The sequence below is a fragment of the Paenibacillus yanchengensis genome, from assembly GCF_042684845.1.
Lineage (GTDB): Bacteria > Bacillota > Bacilli > Paenibacillales > Paenibacillaceae > Pristimantibacillus > Pristimantibacillus yanchengensis.
The window spans coordinates 40,080-60,772 of the sequence record NZ_JBHUMH010000055.1 but is presented as its reverse complement, the minus strand read 5'-3'; the positions used below and the strand labels follow the sequence as shown (position 1 = coordinate 60,772).

Annotated in this window: 20 protein-coding genes; 5 read left to right on the top strand and 15 right to left on the bottom strand. The window is 37.3% G+C overall.

Annotated features, from left to right (window positions below):
• Positions 1-135 precede the first annotated feature (135 nt).
• Genes ACFSTH_RS14680 through ACFSTH_RS14670 form a run of 3 tightly spaced genes read left to right on the top strand, consistent with a single transcriptional unit; the run spans position 136 to position 3,310 of the window.
• The gene (locus tag ACFSTH_RS14680; protein ID WP_377769180.1) at positions 136-1,833 is read left to right on the top strand and encodes a hypothetical protein; all 1,698 of its coding nucleotides are present in this window, start codon (positions 136-138) and stop codon (positions 1,831-1,833) included.
• A complete protein-coding gene (locus ACFSTH_RS14675; protein ID WP_377769181.1) occupies positions 1,833-2,705 on the top strand; it encodes an ATP-binding cassette domain-containing protein in 873 nt (290 codons plus the stop codon). Before ACFSTH_RS14680 ends, ACFSTH_RS14675 begins: the two co-directional genes overlap by 1 nt.
• Positions 2,687-3,310, top strand: a complete 624-nt coding sequence (locus ACFSTH_RS14670; RefSeq protein ID WP_377769182.1) for a hypothetical protein — start codon at positions 2,687-2,689, stop codon at positions 3,308-3,310. The genes ACFSTH_RS14675 and ACFSTH_RS14670 overlap by 19 nt, the downstream gene beginning before the upstream one ends.
• A gap of 468 nt (positions 3,311-3,778) precedes the next feature.
• Here ACFSTH_RS14670 and ltrA read toward each other — a convergent pair whose 3' ends face one another.
• The 15 genes from ltrA to ACFSTH_RS14595 all read right to left on the bottom strand — a co-directional run bounded on the left by ltrA (position 3,779) and on the right by ACFSTH_RS14595 (position 19,840).
• Positions 3,779-5,197, bottom strand: coding sequence for a group II intron reverse transcriptase/maturase (gene ltrA, locus ACFSTH_RS14665; protein ID WP_377769183.1), 1,419 nt, complete (start codon positions 5,195-5,197; stop codon positions 3,779-3,781).
• Positions 5,198-5,670: 473 nt separating this feature from the next.
• Positions 5,671-6,681, bottom strand: coding sequence for a Gfo/Idh/MocA family protein (locus ACFSTH_RS14660; protein ID WP_377769184.1), 1,011 nt, complete (start codon positions 6,679-6,681; stop codon positions 5,671-5,673).
• On the bottom strand, positions 6,678-7,691 hold the full coding sequence (locus ACFSTH_RS14655) for a Gfo/Idh/MocA family protein (RefSeq protein WP_377769185.1): 1,014 nt from the start codon (positions 7,689-7,691) through the stop codon (positions 6,678-6,680). Before ACFSTH_RS14655 ends, ACFSTH_RS14660 begins: the two co-directional genes overlap by 4 nt.
• Entirely contained in the window at positions 7,688-8,707 is a 1,020-nt protein-coding gene (locus ACFSTH_RS14650) for a Gfo/Idh/MocA family protein (RefSeq protein WP_377769186.1), read from the bottom strand. The genes ACFSTH_RS14655 and ACFSTH_RS14650 overlap by 4 nt, the downstream gene beginning before the upstream one ends.
• 56 nt (positions 8,708-8,763) lie before the next feature.
• Positions 8,764-9,594 (bottom strand): carbohydrate ABC transporter permease, encoded by an 831-nt coding sequence (locus ACFSTH_RS14645; protein ID WP_377769187.1) that lies wholly within the window; start codon positions 9,592-9,594, stop codon positions 8,764-8,766.
• Positions 9,591-10,469, bottom strand: coding sequence for a carbohydrate ABC transporter permease (locus tag ACFSTH_RS14640; RefSeq protein WP_377769188.1), 879 nt, complete (start codon positions 10,467-10,469; stop codon positions 9,591-9,593). Before ACFSTH_RS14640 ends, ACFSTH_RS14645 begins: the two co-directional genes overlap by 4 nt.
• A gap of 93 nt (positions 10,470-10,562) precedes the next feature.
• On the bottom strand, positions 10,563-12,014 hold the full coding sequence (locus tag ACFSTH_RS14635) for an ABC transporter substrate-binding protein (protein WP_377769189.1): 1,452 nt from the start codon (positions 12,012-12,014) through the stop codon (positions 10,563-10,565).
• Positions 12,015-12,136: 122 nt separating this feature from the next.
• The gene (locus ACFSTH_RS14630; protein ID WP_377769190.1) at positions 12,137-13,177 is read right to left on the bottom strand and encodes a response regulator; all 1,041 of its coding nucleotides are present in this window, start codon (positions 13,175-13,177) and stop codon (positions 12,137-12,139) included.
• Positions 13,178-13,179: 2 nt separating this feature from the next.
• Complete coding sequence (locus tag ACFSTH_RS14625; RefSeq protein ID WP_377769191.1) at positions 13,180-14,970, bottom strand: cache domain-containing sensor histidine kinase; 1,791 nt, start codon at positions 14,968-14,970, stop codon at positions 13,180-13,182.
• Positions 14,971-15,147: 177 nt separating this feature from the next.
• Positions 15,148-15,552, bottom strand: a complete 405-nt coding sequence (locus ACFSTH_RS14620; RefSeq protein WP_377769192.1) for a VOC family protein — start codon at positions 15,550-15,552, stop codon at positions 15,148-15,150.
• 118 nt (positions 15,553-15,670) lie between these two features.
• Complete coding sequence (locus ACFSTH_RS14615) at positions 15,671-16,270, bottom strand: uracil-DNA glycosylase family protein (protein WP_377769193.1); 600 nt, start codon at positions 16,268-16,270, stop codon at positions 15,671-15,673.
• A 67-nt stretch (positions 16,271-16,337) separates the two neighbouring features.
• Positions 16,338-16,856, bottom strand: coding sequence for a DUF402 domain-containing protein (locus ACFSTH_RS14610; protein ID WP_377769238.1), 519 nt, complete (start codon positions 16,854-16,856; stop codon positions 16,338-16,340).
• A 298-nt stretch (positions 16,857-17,154) separates the two neighbouring features.
• Positions 17,155-18,723, bottom strand: a complete 1,569-nt coding sequence (locus ACFSTH_RS14605; RefSeq protein WP_377769194.1) for a class I adenylate-forming enzyme family protein — start codon at positions 18,721-18,723, stop codon at positions 17,155-17,157.
• Between the two features lies 1 nt (position 18,724).
• Entirely contained in the window at positions 18,725-19,570 is an 846-nt protein-coding gene (locus tag ACFSTH_RS14600) for an SDR family NAD(P)-dependent oxidoreductase (protein WP_377769195.1), read from the bottom strand.
• Positions 19,571-19,657: 87 nt separating this feature from the next.
• A complete protein-coding gene (locus tag ACFSTH_RS14595) occupies positions 19,658-19,840 on the bottom strand; it encodes a hypothetical protein (protein ID WP_377769196.1) in 183 nt (60 codons plus the stop codon).
• A gap of 133 nt (positions 19,841-19,973) precedes the next feature.
• On the opposite strand from ACFSTH_RS14595, the gene ACFSTH_RS14590 reads away from it, so the two are divergent.
• Positions 19,974-20,168, top strand: coding sequence for a hypothetical protein (locus ACFSTH_RS14590; RefSeq protein ID WP_377769197.1), 195 nt, complete (start codon positions 19,974-19,976; stop codon positions 20,166-20,168).
• A gap of 28 nt (positions 20,169-20,196) precedes the next feature.
• Positions 20,197-20,577: a VOC family protein gene (locus tag ACFSTH_RS14585; protein WP_377769198.1), complete on the top strand. Its 381-nt coding sequence runs from the start codon at positions 20,197-20,199 to the stop codon at positions 20,575-20,577.
• The last annotated feature ends 116 nt before the right edge of the window (positions 20,578-20,693 follow it).

Here is a 20,693-nt window from a genome sequence, read left to right as displayed (position 1 = left end):
AATATCGCTTGATCTATGCCATATTCTGAATAGGGTGATAACATGTTAAACCTTTTAAAATTTCAAATACGTAATTTCTACCGAAAGCCTATATGGGCTTTCGTGTTTTTAATTTATTTGATCGTGGCATTAGTCTTGCCTCGTGAAAATTTGGTCAGTTTAGACGTTCTTCCCGGAATGGTTTTTTTTGTTATGACGGCAAACCTCTTATTTATGCTTTATGGTGCAGAGTTTGCACGCTTGGAACAAATTAATTATCAAGTGGAAGGAATACAGACTACGCCGAAATATCGATCTCATTTGATAGCTAAGTTATTATTTTGGTTGTTATTAGCATTTACATTAAGCTTACTTTTTTATTTAGAAGTAATTTTATACATTCACTTTACGCATAACAATATTGTATTCCATCAACTTCTAAGCTCTTTGAATTATATTGTATTATGTTGGTTTCTGCCTATGTATCTTTCTATTATAATAGGATACGTTTATTATTCTTTCATTCCAAGTATCTATAGTTACGTTGGAATTATATTGATATGGTTTTTGACAATGCCTTATAATTCATGGCTTGGTTTTTTACCAGAATCTATTGCTGGATGGCTAGTAATAGGCGACCCTAATATTCAACAAATTTTTGGTATTTATGATATGGAGATCCAAAAAGTTAATTTGGGTTTTTATGTACAGCGGTTGAGTGCGGTGCTTTTAATTATGAGTTTGTTTTTTCTATTAAAATCAAATAGTAAGAGATTGAGAAATGTTATGTTGATTGGTGTAATCAGTTCCATATGTATTCCTCTAATTTCACCATATGTTCCATATATAACGGAGGGTAAACAGTATTCCAGTTACTCTATTAAGGAGCAAAAGTTAGAGAGCTTTAATTATACAATTAATGAATATAACTTCAATATTACTCATGGTAAGAGCAATCATAAACTAGAGTATACGGTTAATTTACATATTAATTCAGAGTCAGAGTATATAAGATTGGCTTTGTTCGATTCCTTTAAAGTAAATTCTGCAAGCTGGAATCATACTTTTATTAACTTTACACAGGATAACAATGAGTTAGGACTAGAGTTGCCTCAGCTTAATGGAGTTCTTAAGTTGGAAGTAGAAACGGATAGTTTTGCGTCCGTTGGACCTAATTTTTTCGAGCTCATTTCTACAGTTCCATGGTACCCTATGCATCCAACTGAAGCCGTTGACCCTTATCATAATGCCAAAAAAGAAAACTATCAGATTATACTAGAAAATATACAACCTTCTCAGATTATATCAAACCTCGTTGAGGAGGAAGGTGCTTGGAAAGGGGAAGCATTTGGACCCACTATATTTTTCGGTCAGTATATGGAGCAAGATAGCATAATCGTTCCTAGTTTTAAGCAAGAACCAGCAATTCAGTTAAACTTGGAATCATTAGATACCGTAGTCTCTTCAATCGATCAATATTTAAATGTTGAAACAGATTTGCCTAATCGATTATTCATGATGACAACTACACAAACATTTATGTTAAACCCAGAGGAAGTTTTTCTATATCAAGATGAAAGAATTTATCATATAGAAGATGTGTTACAAGCAATATATTTGATTAGAAATAAGGGAAATGAAGATACGAAACTGTTTAAAGAAATTTACGAAAAAAAATTGGAAGATGATGCATTATTTGACTTGTATAGTAGGCAATATGGTAAGGATTTTATGTATGCAATACAACAAAAATATATGAATAAAGACGAGCATGAAAAACAGCTATTATTACAAAAATGGTACGTGGAAACTAAAGGGAACCTGACCCCAGAAAATGTACTGGAGGATCTATAATGTTAATAATTGACCAATTAATGAAAAAGTTTGGTAAAAAAATAGTCATCCATCCATCAACGTTTGTATTGAATAAAGGAATTACTGGTTTATTAGGGCCGAACGGAGCTGGAAAAACAACACTTTTACGTATTTTGGCAACCTATCATTTACCAAGTGGAGGAAGTATTTATTCAGAAAAAATTGCTTGGCAACATAAAAATATAGAATTTATTCGTAGTCAAATTGGATATTTACCACAACAAGTAGGAGTTTTTCCAACTCTTAAAGTAACAGAGTATCTAGAGTATATAGGTATATTACGCGGAATGAAACCAGCTCTTCTAAAAAAAAGAATTCCAGAAGTGTTACAAGAAGTTAATTTGGAAGAGCGTTCGAGTTATAAAATAAGTACATTGTCAGGTGGAATGAAGCAAAGACTTGGTATAGCTCAAGCAATTATTCATCAACCCAATATTTTACTTATAGATGAACCTACCGCAGGACTTGATCCTGAAGAGCGTATTAGATTTCGGAGTTTAATTAAGCAATTATCCAAAGATCGGATTGTTCTAGTGTCTACTCATATTACAGAAGATATTTCGATGACTTGTGATCGAGTGTTGTTAATGAGAAAAGGGATTATAGAAGAGCATGAGAGTGTACAGAGTGTTACATCTTATGCAAACAATAATGTATGGCAATTCTCAGCTACACTTGCTGAGTTTGATCAAATAAAAACTAAGATTTCAATTATAGTAATTAAACAAACCGAACTAGAAAATTCTAATTATGTGTGGCGTGTAATTTCTAGTGGGGCACCAATTTCTACCGCGCAAACAGTAGCTCCGACATTGGAAGAGGGGTATATGGTTTGGTTAAACAAGAACTAAGACAGTGGTTATACTTGTGGAAAACGCAAAAGCACTTATTGCTCCTACCAATCATTACTCCAATAATATGCTTATTCATAGCAAGTAAAAATTTGCAGTTAGCCAAAGATATGGTTGTATTTGTTGGTTTTCCTGTACTTATTTTCCCTATGGTCGCCTTGTTTATGCAAATAGGATCTTTAAACCAGCAAGAATTATTTATTACTTTTCCGATAACACTGTGGAGATATGCAATAATAAGACCTGCTTGTTTAAGTATGTTCTATGCTCTGCTATATGCTATAGTTACTATTAGACTACATGAGCAGGTTGAATTATTCCTTGTGTTTATTGCTGCAACATTGTTTATGCTGTTTACAGGCCTGTGTATAGCTCTTTTTAAAAATAGTGCAGTTGGGTTATCTCTATCTCTTATTATTCTACTAGGAGGATTATTTACTACAGGAAGCGGATTAGGTCCACTATATATTATGCAATGGTACCGTTGGCAACCAGGATCGAGCCCAGATCAATATTTGAAAGAATACATTGTTTTAATCATTTTATGTTCGTTGCTTACACTAGTTGTAATTAAAAACCGCAATAAATTTTTTTTGTTCAAGTAACAAATGTTTAGAGGAATAAAATTGTATAAATATATTGCTTTTGTTGATTTTCATAGACTTTTGCTTATTTGTTTCTTAATTTCCGTAATAGTATTTAGAGGGTTAGTTTAGCAACTGCCGTATATGATTTTGTTAGCGGATATTAATTATAAATAAATTGTAATTTCTTTAGAAAGGAAATCATGCGAAAAAAAATAATGTGGATCAGTTTTATAGTCATGACATTAATTAATATAGCATTGATTATTGGATTTTTTTATGAGTATTTTAATATGACGAAAGATGATGAACTTTCTAAAGGCTATATTATAATAATTCCTGGATCAATTCTTAACATAATGTATATTTTCAGATTGAAGGATCTTAACAAATCGTAATACACTAATCGGGTAGGAGGCTAAACATTACTTGTTTAGCCGACCTCCCACACCACCAAGCATACCGTTCGGTACTTGGCGGTTCCTAAGTTTACACGTTTACTGTTTTGAGATAATCCGAGAAAAATACGTATCCTGCCTGTTTAAGACGGGCATTCGTTACAGTTGTTGCAAGAATTGGGCTTTTGGCGGTTCGCCAGTAGCCTTTTCTTGTACATGCGAATTTGAGGGCGGTGTGATGGTCTAATCCAAGTTTGCCTAGCATGGTGTATCGCGTTCGTATTCGCTTCCATCGTTTCCAAATATACATCCGCAGTCTTCGCCTTAGCCATTCATCCGTTGTCTTTAGCAGCTTATTCATGTCCGCATGTTTGAAGTAATTTACCCACCCTGTTATGAACTGTTTTAGTTTTAACTTCAACTGTTCGTAGCCAAGTCCGTTGTTTCTTGCGGTAAGTTCTTTGACTTTTGCTTTCATCTTGTTGATGCTCTTGGCATGAACTCTTAGTTTTATCCCATCTTTCGATGGGTAGAATCCATAACCTAGAAATTTAATCCTGCCGATGTAAGCAACTGTCGTTTTCTCTCTGTTTACTCTGAGGCGGAGTTTATCTTCGATGTACGGTAAAATACGCTCTAACATTCTTTGCGCTGATCTTTTGGTCTTTGCAAAGAGGAGCATATCGTCCGCATATCTAACAAACGTAATGCCCCTTCGTTCCAGTTCATGGTCAAGTTCATTTAGCATGATGTTACTGCATAAAGGGCTGACATTCCCACCTTGTACAAGCCCAAGTTTCGTTTCTTCGAATTTTCCTCTGTTCATTACCCCTGCTCTAAGGTATTTATGGATAAGGGATATGACCCGACCATCCTTGATCGTTCTGGATAGGATCTCGATCATTTTCGACTGATTCACGGTGTCGAAAAATTTCTCTAAGTCCATGTCAACGACGTAGGTGTAGCCTTGATTCGCATATTCCTTACACTTTCTTAACGCATCATGGGCACTTCTTTTCGGTCTAAAGCCATAGCTGGATTCAACGAATTGAGGTTCGAAGATCGGAGACAGAACTTGCGTGATCGCTTGTTGTAACACTCTGTCTACTGCTGTTGGTATCCCCAACATTCGCATTTTTCCATTGTCCTTGGGTATTTCTACTCTGCGGACTGAATTCGGACGATATTTTCCGTCCAGCACAAGCTTTACGAGTTCATCCCCACTATCTCTAAGATATGGTAGAAGATGCTCCACTTCCATCCCGTCGACTCCGTGTGTGCCTTTGTTTCGCTTCACCTGCCTGTAGGCTTGGTTAAGATTATCTCGGCTTAGGATTCGCTCTAAAAGCCCGTCCCCTCGACTGTTTGTGTTGGTGTTGTTGTTTTCAGTTATCCGCTCGTCAGTAGGCGCTCCCGCATACCCTTCGTGTTCCGCACTATTTCTTTGCGGGTAGCCCTTGCCATAGCAAGGTATTCTGCTTTCTTTTTTCCCGACTTTGGTAACTTTCATTGACTAAACACCTCCTTAGGTTCAACCCTTCATAACGCCGCCTGGCTGCGTTACTACTATGGTATCTGCTGACTTCTCACGACAAATCTTGTTTCAACCGCATGTGGCACATGCGCTTCATGCGTCCGTGAGACCTCCCACGGTAAGACACGTCACTTTCATCCCATGTACCCGCCGCATTTACATCCTCGTGTCCGTGCAGTTTATTGGATTTTATCTTGTTTAGCAGAATCATCCCACTTTGGATGCCTGATGTGATTCGTGTTCCTCGGGTCGGGACTTTGCCGCCAGCTTCCTTCAGATTCCACCTCACGGTGGACACCCTTGCTCTTGGCTAATGGTTGGCAGCTGCCAGCCCCCATAGCGGACTTTCACCGCCTAGTTACGTGCCATGCGTGGCGCACTAACAAAGGCAGGTCGGAAAAGTGATATCTTTTCCAACCTGCCTTTTTGTACTGCTGCATGTGTATCATCTATGATAAATACTGCACCGTACCTTGTTCTATCGAACGATGAATCGCATCTACAATGCGGGTATTCAGTAGACCTTCTCTAGCGGATGCCTCTGGCATTCTATCTAATCGAAGATGATCTATGAAATCATGTAACATATAACTGGCGGCTCCCGTCAATTGTTTATTAATAGAAGTGCCCAGTGTATGCATATGTTTATAGCGATCAGTCACTTGACGAACCATTTGCTCCGCTAGATCAACATAAAACGCCCCTTTTTCTCCAATAATCTCGTACTTAAAATCATAGATCATCGGCATATGTTCTGGCAAAACCCAGCTAGATGTAAAAGTCGCATGCGTATTATCTTCAAATGACATAATCGCTTGAATAGAATCATAGGTGTCGATACCCATCCCAATAAGTTTCTTTTTCGTACCTACCGCAAACACTTGCGTCGGTTTAACCTGTTTGAGCCATAATGCCAAATCTATAGAGTGTGGAAATAAAAACCAACCTGGGGTGGAATTTTGTGACCACTTTATCATCGTAGTAGGAACTTCGATCGTATCGTTCAACCGAGAATTGATGTTAATTATTTTTCCAATCTCCCCATTATCTATCGCTTCCTTTACTGCTACGAAGGGGCTATTCCAACGATTTTCAAATGCAATCATACACTTTACTCCAGCTTGCTCAATCACTGCTACCATTTCTTCTGCTTCCTCCACACTCGTCGAAAATGGTTTCTCAATTAATAGATGAACTCCTCTTCTCGCTGCTGTCAGTACTGGATTGCGGTGTAAATAGTCAGGTGTTGCCACGATAAGTGCGTCTAGCTCTTCAGCATCTAACATTTCTTCTACTTGCGTATATCCCTGTACATTAAATTGCTTTGTACTTAGTTCTAACGTTTTTGATGACGAATCACTAATCGCTTGCAGCTTAGCATACGGACTTTGTGCTAGTGTTTGGGCATACAGTTTCCCTCGAATCCCCATTCCAACAATGCCGATACGTAATTGCTTCATCCGCTCACCTCATCTGCATATATTGCCATAGGAACAGGTGCTTTACGTTGAAGCGATTCATAAGCAGCCAGTGCTACCGCAGTCGCTTTATAACCATCCTCCCCCGTAATTGGAACAACTTTATTATGCAGTAAAGCATCAACAAAAGCAGTTACTAGCAGATAATCTAGATCATCTCCCCAAAAGATCCACTGTGCTTTATTCGCGCGGTCACTGTATATTTCGTTATTTTGTGCCATCGCATCTACTGATATTACACCTTTCGTACCCGTTATCTCCATCGTTACATCAAATATCATCGGAAAAGAATCTGTGAGCGACCAACTAGTATCGATAACAGCAATCACATCATTGGCAAACTTAATATGAACCAATCCACAGTCATCCACATCAATATTATAAAAAACGGTACTTGCTTCTGCATAAACTTCTTTGACTGGACAATCCAATAACCAATTCATCAGATCCATGATGTGAACGGTATGATCCATTATTGATCCGCCACCTGATCGAGATGAATCAATAAACCAATGACCTGGATTAACACCACGATTGGTACCTTTTATAGCAATGATGTCTCCTATTTCTCCTCGGGCAATGATCTCTTTCACTTCTATCATCGATGTTAAATAACGACAAGGAAAAGCGGTCATCAGTTGCACATTATATTGTTTACATATACGAACCATAGTCTCCATCTCATCGTTAGACAACCCGAGTGGCTTTTCACATAAAATATGTTTACCTGCCTTAGCAGCATCAATCGTAATTTGGGCATGATCCATATATTCTGAGCAAATAATAACGGCATCACAATCGGTTTGTAACAGATCGTGGTAGTTATCATAATACGTTAATCCCTTCTCTTCTATCCATTTACTTACTCGATCATATTGTTCATCAGCTATCCCGATTACTTCTACGCTTGCATGTTTAAGTAATCCTTTAAGATAATTTTCTGGATGACCCGCATGAGCAAAACTGATCATACCCACTTTAAGCTTCTTCATTCTCCCCTTCCTCCTTTACTTATTTCGTTATAAAAATCTGACATTACAATTGGTTTACCTAGTAATGCAGAGTGATTAGCTGCTAATGATAAACGTAACGCTTCTAACGCATCATCCACCGTAATAATTGGTTGTTTTTGTAGTTGGATGCACTCCATAAAGTGCTCTAATTGTTCTTGATACACATCTTTTAATAATGGGCTGAGTTCATACTTTTCGTATGGTATTGTCTGGTCCAGTGCCGTTTTATGCACTCGAACACTGGAACTAGTTTCGCTATTGTAACGAATAACGCCCTCTTTTCCTGCAACACGACAAGCTGCTGTTAATGGTCCCGGAAAACCCCACAACGCTTCCAAATTAGCCATCGTTCCATTGACAAATTTGTACGTCACTACTCCGTATTGTTGATCAACAGATACTTTACGCATAGCGTAAACGCTTTCCACTTCTCCTAATAGACTTCTTACAAAATCGGTATCATGGATCATCAGGTCAACAATAACTCCGCCACTTTTGGCATCATCGTTATACCAAGATTGTTCCTTTCCACCTGGGTGTTCCACCACCCGCCTTGTACTAACCATACCTAACTGCCCAACTTCTCCACCATTAATTTGATTCACTATATTTTGATAGCTAGGAAAAAACCGTAATACGTGCGCGATATAGAGTTGAACACCATATGTTGCACATGCTTCTATCATTTCCTCTGCATCAGAAAGAGAAGTAGCTATTGGTTTTTCGCATATGACATGTGCTCCTGCTTGAGCCGCTCTAATCGTATACTGCTTGTGCAAATAAGTGGGTAAACAAATACTAACGACTTGCGGGCGAGTAATGGTTAACATTTCATCGAACGACGTAAAATATGCTGTACCAAACGTTTCCTCTATAAATTCTCTATTATTTTCTTGCCATCCACATACCGCAACTAACTCTACTCCTGCCATCCGTTTATAGGCATTTGCATGTTTTTGCCCCATAAACCCACAGCCGACAACAGCTACTCTCATTTTGCTGCCTCCTCTTGATTGCATTAATAATGACATTCCTCTATGAACAAAACTGTTTATTTTACGCCACCAAATGTTAAACCTCTAATCATATATTTTTGTACAATCATCGCAAATACTAATACCGGTAAAATAGTAATCACACCTACAGCTGACATTTCTCCCCATACTACCCCTGTAATAGATAAAAATAACGTTACTGTCGTTGGCAAAGTATTCGCAGCTGAACTAGTTAAAAACAGTGCAAACGCAAATTCATTCCAAGAGTTAATAATACAAAAAATAGCAGTTGCGATTAAACCAGGTAAAGCTAGTGGCAACAATATTCGAATAAACACTTGCAATCTCGTACAGCCATCTACTAATGCAGCTTCTTCAATAGCCAGTGGTATTTCCTCAAAAAAACCTCGCATCATCCAAATCGTAAATGGAATATTAAATAACATATAACAAATAATCAAGACGAGATGTGTATCTAATATTTGCAGCATTTGTGCCATGACAAAGAACGGAATAACAGTAGCTATCGGCGGTAACATTCTAAGACTCAACACCCAAAAGGCCATGTTTTCCCGTTTCTTAAATTCGAATCTAGCAAAGCCATATGCCGCTAAACCACCAATTACAATCGAAATGATCGTCGTCGTGACCACTACAATAAAGCTGTTACTCAAATAGCTCGTTAGATTACGATACAAAAATGTTTCTCTATAATTTTCTAACGTCGGTTTAAAAATCCACAGACTCGGATCAAGCGTTTGTGTACCCGTTTTTAAACTAACTAACAACATCCAAAAGAGTGGAAATACGGATACGAGACAAACAATAACAATGACTAGTCTAATAGCAATTCCATTTACAGAGGACCATACTTTTGTTATATTCATTGCTTATCACTCGCTCCTTTCCGGAAAAACCGTAACAATATCGTACTAACGATAGTAATAAGGATCATCAATAATATAGCTGCTGCCGATGCTCGCCCCACCCAACCTGTCTGCGCAAATCCTAATCGATAAACATGTAAACTCATAAACTCCGTCGCACTACCTGGTCCACCTTGTGTAAGTGAAAACGGAATATCAAACAATCGTAAGGAATCAATGAGTCTAAAAATAACTGCCAACAAAATCATCGGCTTTAGAAGTGGCAACGTAATATGGCGAAACACTTGTAAAGTGCTAGCTCCATCTGTAAGTGCTGCTTCATATGGATCTACTGGTAATGATCTTAATCCTGCATACAATATAAGCGCTACGAACGGTGTGTTTTGCCAAATATCTACTAACATTGTTGACATTAAAGCATTTTCGGGCGAGAGCCACACTATTTTTTGCCCTATCGAACTATGCAACAAAAAGTTGAGTACACCATATTCTGAATTAAACATCAGTTTCCATATTTGTCCTGTAATACTTGGTGTCATCGCAATTGGCACAATGAGACAAGCGAAGACAACAGATTTGAGTCGCATTTCTCGATCAAGTAATTTAGCTAGAAAAAAACCTAGTACTAATTCAATAGCCGTCACTACAACACTAAAATAGACACTTAGAAAAAATGATTTTTGAAATTCCACACTTTTAAATAAACGAAAGTAATTTTCAAACCATACTATTTTAAATGAAGAAGCACCCAGTTCATAATTAGTAATGCTTAAAAAGTATAACAATACTGTCGGAACAATCGTGAGTACGCCTAGAATTACAATTGCCGGTAAAATATAAATTAAATGCGTTCGTTGGCTAAAAAATGTTCGCAATATGTTCCATCCCCTTTCCCTACAAAGAAGAATAGGCTTGCCTCCGCCATCCATATGTCTCAAGGAAGCCCATCTTCTAATCATCGTTGCTTATTATTGCTTTACAATCTCTTCTAGTTCTTGCTGCGCTTTTTCCACTGCTTCTGCTACTGACATTTCCTTACTTAATGCCATACTGCCATAATACCCAACCCGATCTAGCAGCTGCCCTAACTTCTCATGCGGTGGAACCCAAGAAATTCCTCTTTCCATCAAAGCATTTGCATCTTTAAGCGCTTCCAATATAACTGGATACATTGGATTATCTCCTATTACATCTGGATCTTCGAATTGTGATGTTCTAACTAATACTCCTCCGTGCTCAATATACTCCTTACTGTTTACTTTACTATTCATATAAATAATGAATGCCCAAGCTGCTTCTTTATTTTTGGAATGCTCTGAAATTCCCATCGTCCAACCAGCTAAAGCACTCGCTCTACCTGCTGGTCCTTCTGGAGTAGGGACAAAACCGACTTTATCATGTACTTGTGACTTATTCGGATCAATAATCCAAGGAGCAATGGCTGTTGCATCTAACCACATTGCCACTTTTCCAGACATAAACGCCGATACCGCTTCTTCATGTGTGTAGGATGCTACGTCAGGTGGAGCATTTTGGAGCAAATCAATATAATACTGTAAAGCTGCTACCATTTTAGGATCATTCATCGTAATTTCTCCCGTTTGTTGATCCAGTATTCCATCCGAAAAATTGTACATCGTACTCATTAAACCCGAAGCAAAATGAATACCACGTTGTGCTCGCATAGCAACCCCATACAAACCATCTTCTTTGCCGTTAAAGAATTGCGCTAACTGTAAAAATTCATCCATTGTTTTCGGTGGTTGTTTCTCATATTTATCAAACAAATCTTTGCGGTACGCTACAAATCTTGTCTCTCCCGCCGTTGGAATGCCATATACCGTCCCATCTTGTTTCGCAAACATATTCCGATAAGCAGGTACAATATCATCATACGCAAACCAACTAGGTGTCAACGACGAGTCATTCAAGTAATCATTTAAAGGTATAACTACTTTTTTCGATACATACTCATCATTCCAAAAATTATCAATCATCAGCACATCGTACGTCCCTGTTTTTGCAGTAGTATCCATCAACTGTTTATTTTTCAAATACGTTTGTTCCATCACTTCCCAGCGTACTTTAATACCCGTTAATTCCTCAAAACTTTTGGTCATTTTCTGAAATGCTTCCGTCGAAGGATGCGTAGCGAACGCCAACTTGATTTCTGTTCCTTTATACTGATCCGCTATCGCTTTTCCCCACGCTTCTATCGTTTGTTCTCCTTGTCCTGCTTCTGTATTCCCTTCTGTACTTCCAGGAGTGGAACTTCCATTTGGTGTTTCCTTCTCCTTACTCTCATTTACCGGTGTAGATTCCGGTTGTTTATTATCCTTGCCACTACACGCTACTAATGCCCCCATTAATAATAAAAGACTTAACATTAGAAACAGCACTCTTACGTTTTTTCTTCTCATGCTTCATCACCTCTAACTGATTTTGTAAAAGCTATACCGTGATTATAAAAAATGTAAGGGGATTCATCCATGTCGCCAAACACCTTTTATTGTCTTAAAAAAACTAAAACCGCATCATGCGGTTAAAATAACATTTTTTCTCTATATTCGACTGGTGAAACACCAAATGTTCGTTTAAACACTTTTGAAAAATACGGATAATCATTAAAACCACACTGTTCAGCAATAATACTTATCTTTTCGTTCGAGTCCCGCTCCAATCGTTGTCTTACTTGTTCTAATCTAAATTCACATATATATTGCGTAATTGGCTTATTCATCACTTCTCGAAACATTTTACTCAAATAAGCAGATGACACTCCACTACTCTCAGACAATTGTTGCAAATTCAATACAGGCTCACCAAATTTGTTACTTATTTCTTTCATGACATCATCCACCACACGTTTATTTCTTGGCGATCTGCGCTCCTTCATTTGCTCCATATGTTTGATTAAGTATTCATGCCAATTCAAAAATAATTGCTCACTGGAGGAAGCAACTTGATCTAGTTCTAATTGTTGTTCTGCGGTGATCGGTAAATGTACCATCAACTCCGCAGTAAATGTCAAATAAAAGTGTGACATGATCTGTTTTAGCTCTAGCAAAACGAACTGTTGTTCATCGCAAAACTGTTTCCACTGCTGCATAATCTTTTCGATACTCGCTTTATCTTCTGCCAGCACACTACGACAGAGCAGTTGTACTGTCTCCTTCATCTCTCTAACTATTTCCCAATTACCTAACCATTTTTTCGGTGTTTGTAACATAAAATTTCTAAGTACATCCTGTATTCTATCTTTTGTTATCGGTTTCAATAAGTAATCAAACACACCATATTTTAATGCTTGTTGCGCATAACCAAAGTCTGCATACCCTGTCAATATAATGACTGCTATATGCGGGTATTGCTCATAAATGTACCCAACCAATTGCAATCCATCCATCACTGGCATCCGAATATCCGTCATAACAACGTCTGGCTTATTGTTTGCTATTAGTTCTAAAGCTATTTTCCCATTTTTCGCTGTAATGACTTCTAAATTAGTAATACCTATCTCCTGTAGTAATGTAACAATTCCTTGTTGGATAATAGTTTCATCATCTACAACTAAAATTTTCATCTTTATTCCTCCTTGTTTTGCAAATTTGTAGGTTTTCTGGGTAATTGCAAACGCACAATTAAACCGCCCAATACAGAATGTAATAGTGTTAAACCATAAGGCACACCATAGTGTAGCCTAATTCTTGTATGCACATTTAACAGTCCAATACCATGTCTAGCACTCTTACTTTTTATAGATGGATCGATCATCATTGGAGATTCTACTTGTTCGAACATGAGCATCATTTGATCTAACGCTACTTCATCCATTCCTTCTCCGTTATCTTCTATTTCAACAACGTAAGAAAGCTCGTCCACCATGTACCCTGTAATTTGAAAAAAGTAATCTCGTTCTCCCACAAAAGCATGATGATAAATATTTTCTATTAATGGCTGCAACACTAACTTGATAATCGGATATTGCAAAGCTTCCGTAGCAACTGCGAGATGATACTCAATCTCGGGGTATCGTTCTTTTTGGATTAACAAATACGTTTCCACGTGCCGCAATTCGTCTTGTAAAGTAACTTCTATCTGTTGCTTTTCTATCGAGTAGCGAAAAAAATCAGCTAATGCTGTACTCACTTGCGTAATATTAGGTACACGATGTACAATCGCTAAACAGTTAACGGTTTCCAACGTATTATACAAAAAATGAGGATTAATTTGATTTTGCATCGCTATAATCGTTGCTTCCTTCTGCCTCAGTTCTGACTCCATCTTCTCTATTTCCACCACATACACCCGTTGAATTAACTCCGAAACTCTCAACACCATTTTGCTAAAACCTAAACCTAATACACCAATTTCATCTTTATATTTACTTGGAAATCGGACATTAAAGTCACCTTTTTCCACTACTTTCATTAAGTTCAATAATGTGCGAATTGGTTTGACTAACGTCATCGAGAGAATGACAGAAATAATTAATGTAATAATTAATACAATTACGATTACAAAGAAGCGAACCTTGCCAATCTTATTTACTTTTTCCATTAACATTTGCTTGTTAGCAAAGGCATGCACCGTATAACCGGAATATTCCATTAACGCCGCCATCTCCAACCAGTTCTCACTATCGTCGCTTGGTTTTGGTGGAAATGAAGAATAAACAAGATGTCCACTAGCATCTGATAATTCGATATAAAGATCATTACCAATCAGTAATCGGAAAGCATCTCTGAACATTTTGGCATTGATGCGAACAACAAATATCCCATCCCGATCCAAAACATCATATTTAGACATCGTCAAATATACCGTTTGTTGCGAAACATCTTGGAAAAAAAGATGATCCCTCGTAGGTTTAGTCCAAAGAAGATGTTGCTTCTGCTGAAAAATTTGATACCATTGATGAGCCTTATAATCAATCATCGGATTACGATTAAACCTTGGATCATGCAGAAAGTATTCTGAACCATTCGCATCTTTTCGATAAAAAAAGACAGACTCAACATCTCCAGAATAACGCATTTGAAACGCTTCCAAAATTTTATTTGCCTCTTCCCTATCGTTCGTCAACTTACTTTGTGATATGTCCGCTTTTAACAAGTCCAACCCCGAATCAGAATACTCAAAAAAGTAAAACATATCATTAACGATTTTACTTAGTTGACTATCTAAGTTTAAAGCTGATTGATTAATAGAACGTTGTACACGATCGATCTCAATATCAATTAAAATATCTTTAAAATATTTTTGATAAATAATTGCCGTTCCAAATATACCAATCATAGCTACGATGCAGATGGATATAAAAATTTTTGTAAATAATGAACGATTCATTAACATATTTATTATACGCTTTGTCAATGAAGGACCTCCCAACAGTTGTTCGAAAATGTGCCTTTAATTTGACACGAACGACTAAGTTTGTCAATGAATAATTGATCCCAATACATACTAGTCGTTAATTAAAAATAAAAAAACGAGCAATTATCAGACATAAAGTCTGATAACGCCCGCCATTTATAGTTATGTTCGCCAATTTTATTCCTCGTGACTAAATTGCCACTCTATATTATACTTATCCGTCAAAGAACCATAGCATTTGCTCCAAGGTGTTTCTTGAAGCTCCATCTTTACTTCGCCTTCCCGTTTCAACTTTTCAAATATTTCTTTGATCGCTTCTTCATCATTGCTTACATAAGCAAGAGTAAAGTTATTCCCTTGGCTATAAGGCATTCCCGGATAATTATCAGAAAACATTAACTTCGTTCCGGCAATCTCTAAAAACGTATGCATAATCAAATCTTCAGAGCCTGGCGCTAGCTGGTCGTTATGCACAGACCCGAATGTCATCATATTCGGCTCCTCAAGTCCAAATACTTGAGCATAATACAAAACGACTTCTCGAGTGTTACCATCAAAAATCAAATAAGGATTTAAAGCCACTACAATCACTCCTCCAATTGAAATACGTAATGGATAAATAATATCACATCTTTTTGTTCAAACAAAATTTTTTTAGTTAATATTATCAAACCATTGCATCCGTACTTTCAAAACACAATCAACTTAACTGTAGCACACGATGGACTATATCTTTAATTTCTGGAACTCTTGTTTTCTCAAACGATGGGTTAGCTGTAAACCACCTAATATTGGCGGGAGATGGATGAGGCAAAACTATTGCCGGTTTATTATTCAGCACTGTAGTTTTTTTCACAAGCTCACTAAATTTCTCATCAGGAAATAAAAACTTAGCCGCTTTTGCTCCAATAATAATATACAACTCGTTATGTACCATCTCTATCTCTGTACGCAACCATTTTCTTGCACAAGCCATTGGAGGCGGATTATCTCCTCCTTTACTGTTTTTTCCGGGAAAGCAATGCGCCATCGATGCCATATAAAAGTTATCCTCATTATAAAAAACATCATCTGTAATTTGATACCATTGATACTTCAACTTTTCTCCCGACAAATCATTAAAAGGTTTGTTGGTCCGATGCACTGTTCGCGAAGGCGCTTGCCCAATCTGCATTATAAGTGAATGCTCTTTCCCTTGAAAGATAGGAACGGGCGTAAATCCAAACTTACTCTCGCAATCTCTACATGCTAATATCCCGTTTTTCAATTCGGTAAAATCCACTTTCTTAACTCCAATCACCCCTTTGCAGCTCCTGTTTCATCCTACTATCGTATACTCTGCCCTTCCTTTTAAAGCCGTATCCCCATCACTCAGTAAACATTTCATGCCGATAATCGCGCTCTACTTCTTCCTGAATTTGCACCATAATATGTTGAACAGCACTCGTCAAAGCAAGTAGCGCTTCAGCAACTATCCCATTTTCAAATGTATCCAATGCCTCTGGCAACTCATCTTCATCTAGCACAAAATAATCGCCATTCGGAAGAACAACAACATCAATAATTAAATCTTCGAATGATACTGCTTCGTCACTAATTTCGGTGTTTCTTACAATATTAAAATAAGCCCCCAAATACTGTCCTTGACAATCTCGCCAAAAGTATACGTTATACGGACGATCTTCCCAATAGAAAGCAAGCGTATAAGTCCCTTCTGGAATTTCTAACTGATATTGATCTAATAACATTTGAAATGGGGTTTCAATCCGATGAAAAAGAACTGCCTGCTTCGCTTCTCGCGCTAACCACTGACACTGATATTCTACAATAGTTTTGTCATAACGAATCTTTCTCTCCACTACTTCTGCACCATACTGCCGATCCAGCGCCTTTATAAATGAATTAATATGTAATCTCCCCTTACTCTTGAAGTTTCCATTATCAACAATAATCACTATATTTAATTATATATTTTGTCACATCTGACTTTTTTCATTATCCCCACCAGCAAGACTCTGTACCATCGTACACCTTTTAAAGCGTATCCCCATCGCTCAGTGGGGCTTTTCTAGTTGTAAATAAAACCATAAGAACCTTATTAACCCATTTATAACATCACTGAGCGAAAGGGATACGCCACTAAAGAGATGTTTGCAGTAATATAACTATACCCTGATTATTTTTTCAAACGCTATCTTTTCGCAATTTCTTTTTATCCATTTTTCCTAGTGCTGTATATGGTAATTGTTCCATTATAACAATATCTCTTGGTAGCTGATAACGAGCGAGTTTCGACCGCAACCAGACTAGTAATTCCTTTTCTGTAACAGTGGATGATGGCGTTAACTCTACATAAGCTCGTAACCTTTGGCCAAATATTTCGTCATATACTCCAATAACAGCAACCCCTACAACGTCCGAATGAGCTAATAATTGCTGCTCCACATCAAAGGGATACACATTTTCTCCACCAGAAACTATTTGATCATCTATCCGTCCACATAAGAAATAATGTCCTGCTGTATCACGATAACCCAAATCACCTGTTGCTATCCAACGTTTTCTGTCACTATATTTCGACCATCTACTTTTTATAAAAAGTTGCCCAATTTGTTTATCGTCTACTTCTTCACCATGGTCATTTTGAATTTGAATGTGTGCGCCATACATTGGTTTACCAATTGTTGCTGGGGAATAATGCAAATCTTCTGGCGTAGCTATCATCACCGTACCAGATTCCGAAGTTCCATACAGATTATACAAAATGGCTCCAAACAGCTGCTGCACCTTTTCGACTAATGTAACAGGCAGTTCCGCCCCTCCAGACGCCATGCAACGAACGGTAAACAAACTCGCTTCACTCGTTTGCAACATTTTGGTTATCATCGTCGGTACAACGCTTATAAATTCTACTTCGTGGGCTTCAATAAGCTTACAGGCAATATCTGCTTGAAACTTTTTTTGTAAAACAATCTTTTTTCCCATAAATAAAAGTAACAATAACATCGCTAGCCCATACCCGTGGTATATCGGTGTTGCTATATAAGCATGCTTATATTTGGTTAGTTGTAGTCGTGTAATAAAAGCAAAGAACGGATAAATGTAATGCATAATCGAAGGCTGGTGTGCGACAGTTTTAGCTATGCCGGTTGTACCTCCTGTTAATACAATTAACTTGCTGCCAAAAGAACGCTTTAATGTAGCTGTTTTCAGATGACTTTCCTTTTTTAAAATGTTCATATCGTTCGTAGACAATATAAGGCGGGAATGGCTTTCACCTTGAGCGATTGCTTCCTGTACATATGACGCTGACATGATTATAGGACATTTTTCATCATCACAAATGATAAGATCAAACGAAAGCTGTTGCGATGTCTGTTCCCATTGTTCCGTACTCATTTCGGCATGGAGCAAATAAATATGTGCCCCTAGCTGAGCGCTTGCAAATATTGCTTTTACTAGATTGATTTGATTATTACAAATGATAGCTACTTTACTTCCTTGTTTCACTTGATAGTTTTGCTGCAAATAAACCGCTAGTTGCTCTGTATCTATTGTCAGTTGTCGATAACTTAATGTCTCTTGTTCATCAACAACAGCCGTTGCCGAACCATATACTTTATCCGCAAAGTGTAAAATAACCATTAGATTGATACCTGATTTATAAATAGCTCTAATCAAATAAAACCAGCCCATTGGTGAGAGCAATTTCAGTTTAAGCAACACCGATAGTATTTTTAATAGCGCCGTCACTTCACTCTCTCCCTCTTTTAACTATTCGCGATGTCACTCTCAGCCAAACGCCACTCAAACCAATCGATGCCCATTGCAACGGAACGCCCCACCAAGGCTTATATTGTCTCTTTTTTGTATACATCGTTTTACAAATGATGTTTGCCACATGAGCAGGGCTCATCGCAGGCATCTTAGTATAGGCAGTTGTTGGTACAATCATTGGTGTTTTTACAAGCGGTAAATAAATGGAAGTTGTTATAATTCCCCGTGCATGAAGTTCTGGTGCGACCGATTGTAGCCAAACATGAAAAGCTGCTTTAGAACTTTGATATGCTGCCCCATAGGTAAGTGGCTGTATTAACACATTAATAGTAGAAACATTTATAAGTTGTCCTTGGTTTTTTTCTAGAAGAGGGAGGAGAGATAACAACAAGCGAACAGGCGCAAAATAATTAATCGCCATTGTCCTCGTAAAATCATGATACCGATCCAAGGAATGAAAGATAGAACGCACAATAGAATGACCAGCATTACTAACAACAATATCTAGTCCATCCGGCAGTTCATGTATATACTGAAGCACAACGTCTTGCTCATCATCATTTCTAAGATCTGCTTTGATAACAGTTACCCGTGCTCTTTTCTGTTCAATTTTTTGTTTTATTGCAGCCAATTTTTCTTCTGATCGAGCGACCAATATCATATGAACGTTAACATCCGCCAGTAGATAAGCTACTTGCTCACCAATCCCTGAACTAGCGCCAGTAATAAGAATGGTCTTCCCTTCTAATGCACGTTGTAGTTTTACCCGTTCAAAACGAGTAGGTAAAAACAATATCTTTTCGAGCCAATTATACCGGTGCATAAAAGTTCCTCTCCATCTATGAGAACTTTGATCTTTCTGTTTCTTACTTTTAAATTAGTATACTGCATTGAATTATGTTTGCTTCGCTTATTGCGTAAATTTTTGTTTCTTTTTAATCAGGAAAGAATTAATCAATAGCAGTAATCCGATGATTGCCATTATCAACTCCACAATATAAAACGTTCCATCTTTAAAGTAACCTATCACAAATCTTCCACCTAAAATAATCAATAGTGATGTTCCAATAGATTGTAATGCTCGACGTAACATAAACAAATTCTCCCCCTATTCCATTAAACTTCTTTAATCTACTTTACCACAACATAACTGTGATATTATGATATTACAAACAAAAAATACAATTAAAGAAATATGTGTAAATATCAATTGAGAGGTGAACTTTATGCCTACTAGCGTTGTGTCTATTTACAGCATTTTATATCTATTAATTGTAACATCTGTAATCACATTATTAATAGTTTCCATTGTACGGACAGCCAATAACACTGCTAAATTAAATAGAACATTGGAGACAGAGTTACAATTGATAAGAAATGATATGGCTCGGCTAGTTAGATTGTTAGAGGAGAAAAAATAATGTCACCATATTAAAGGAGCGATGTATTATGGATACTAGATTAATTGAGAGCGTTGGACAAATAAGTATACCTGTACATGATTTATCAAGAGCGATTAATTTTTATAAGGAAACATTGGCTCTTTCACTACTATTTCAGACGGATCGAATGGCTTTCTTTACGTGTGATGGATTGCGGATCATGTTAAGTCTTCCCGAAAAAGAGCAATTTGCTCACGCTAGTTCCGTCATTTATTTTCAAGTTAGTCATATCCAAGATACATACGATCAGCTATTAAGTAAAGATGTTACTTTTATCGATGAGCCACATGTTGTAACTAAAATGGGTAGCAGCGAAACTTGGATGGTATTTTTTCATGATACGGAAGGCAATACGCATGCGCTGATGAGCGAGGTTGAAGTAGATTAAGTTATTACTATTACTATAACTTGATGATTCGTTCTAGTTTATTTGATAGTTAGGTAATTATCATTAGCCACTTATCAGGATTACTTGTTTATACAGTATATCTTATGTAATATGCA

What these genes read in the sequence shown, in the direction of transcription:
- ACFSTH_RS14630 (WP_377769190.1), bottom strand. Translation starts at nt 13,177, where the DNA reads ATGAAAATTTTAGTTGTAGATGATGAAACTATTATCCAACAAGGAATT.
- ACFSTH_RS14585 (WP_377769198.1), top strand. Translation starts at nt 20,197, where the DNA reads ATGGATACTAGATTAATTGAGAGCGTTGGACAAATAAGTATACCTGTA.
- ACFSTH_RS14595 (WP_377769196.1), bottom strand. Translation starts at nt 19,840, where the DNA reads ATGTTACGTCGAGCATTACAATCTATTGGAACATCACTATTGATTATT.
- ACFSTH_RS14600 (WP_377769195.1), bottom strand. Translation starts at nt 19,570, where the DNA reads ATGCACCGGTATAATTGGCTCGAAAAGATATTGTTTTTACCTACTCGT.
- ACFSTH_RS14655 (WP_377769185.1), bottom strand. Translation starts at nt 7,691, where the DNA reads ATGAAGAAGCTTAAAGTGGGTATGATCAGTTTTGCTCATGCGGGTCAT.
- ACFSTH_RS14660 (WP_377769184.1), bottom strand. Translation starts at nt 6,681, where the DNA reads ATGAAGCAATTACGTATCGGCATTGTTGGAATGGGGATTCGAGGGAAA.
- ACFSTH_RS14650 (WP_377769186.1), bottom strand. Translation starts at nt 8,707, where the DNA reads ATGAGAGTAGCTGTTGTCGGCTGTGGGTTTATGGGGCAAAAACATGCA.
- ACFSTH_RS14645 (WP_377769187.1), bottom strand. Translation starts at nt 9,594, where the DNA reads ATGAATATAACAAAAGTATGGTCCTCTGTAAATGGAATTGCTATTAGA.
- ACFSTH_RS14590 (WP_377769197.1), top strand. Translation starts at nt 19,974, where the DNA reads ATGCCTACTAGCGTTGTGTCTATTTACAGCATTTTATATCTATTAATT.
- ACFSTH_RS14635 (WP_377769189.1), bottom strand. Translation starts at nt 12,014, where the DNA reads ATGAGAAGAAAAAACGTAAGAGTGCTGTTTCTAATGTTAAGTCTTTTA.
- ACFSTH_RS14675 (WP_377769181.1), top strand. Translation starts at nt 1,833, where the DNA reads ATGTTAATAATTGACCAATTAATGAAAAAGTTTGGTAAAAAAATAGTC.
- ltrA (WP_377769183.1), bottom strand. Translation starts at nt 5,197, where the DNA reads ATGAAAGTTACCAAAGTCGGGAAAAAAGAAAGCAGAATACCTTGCTAT.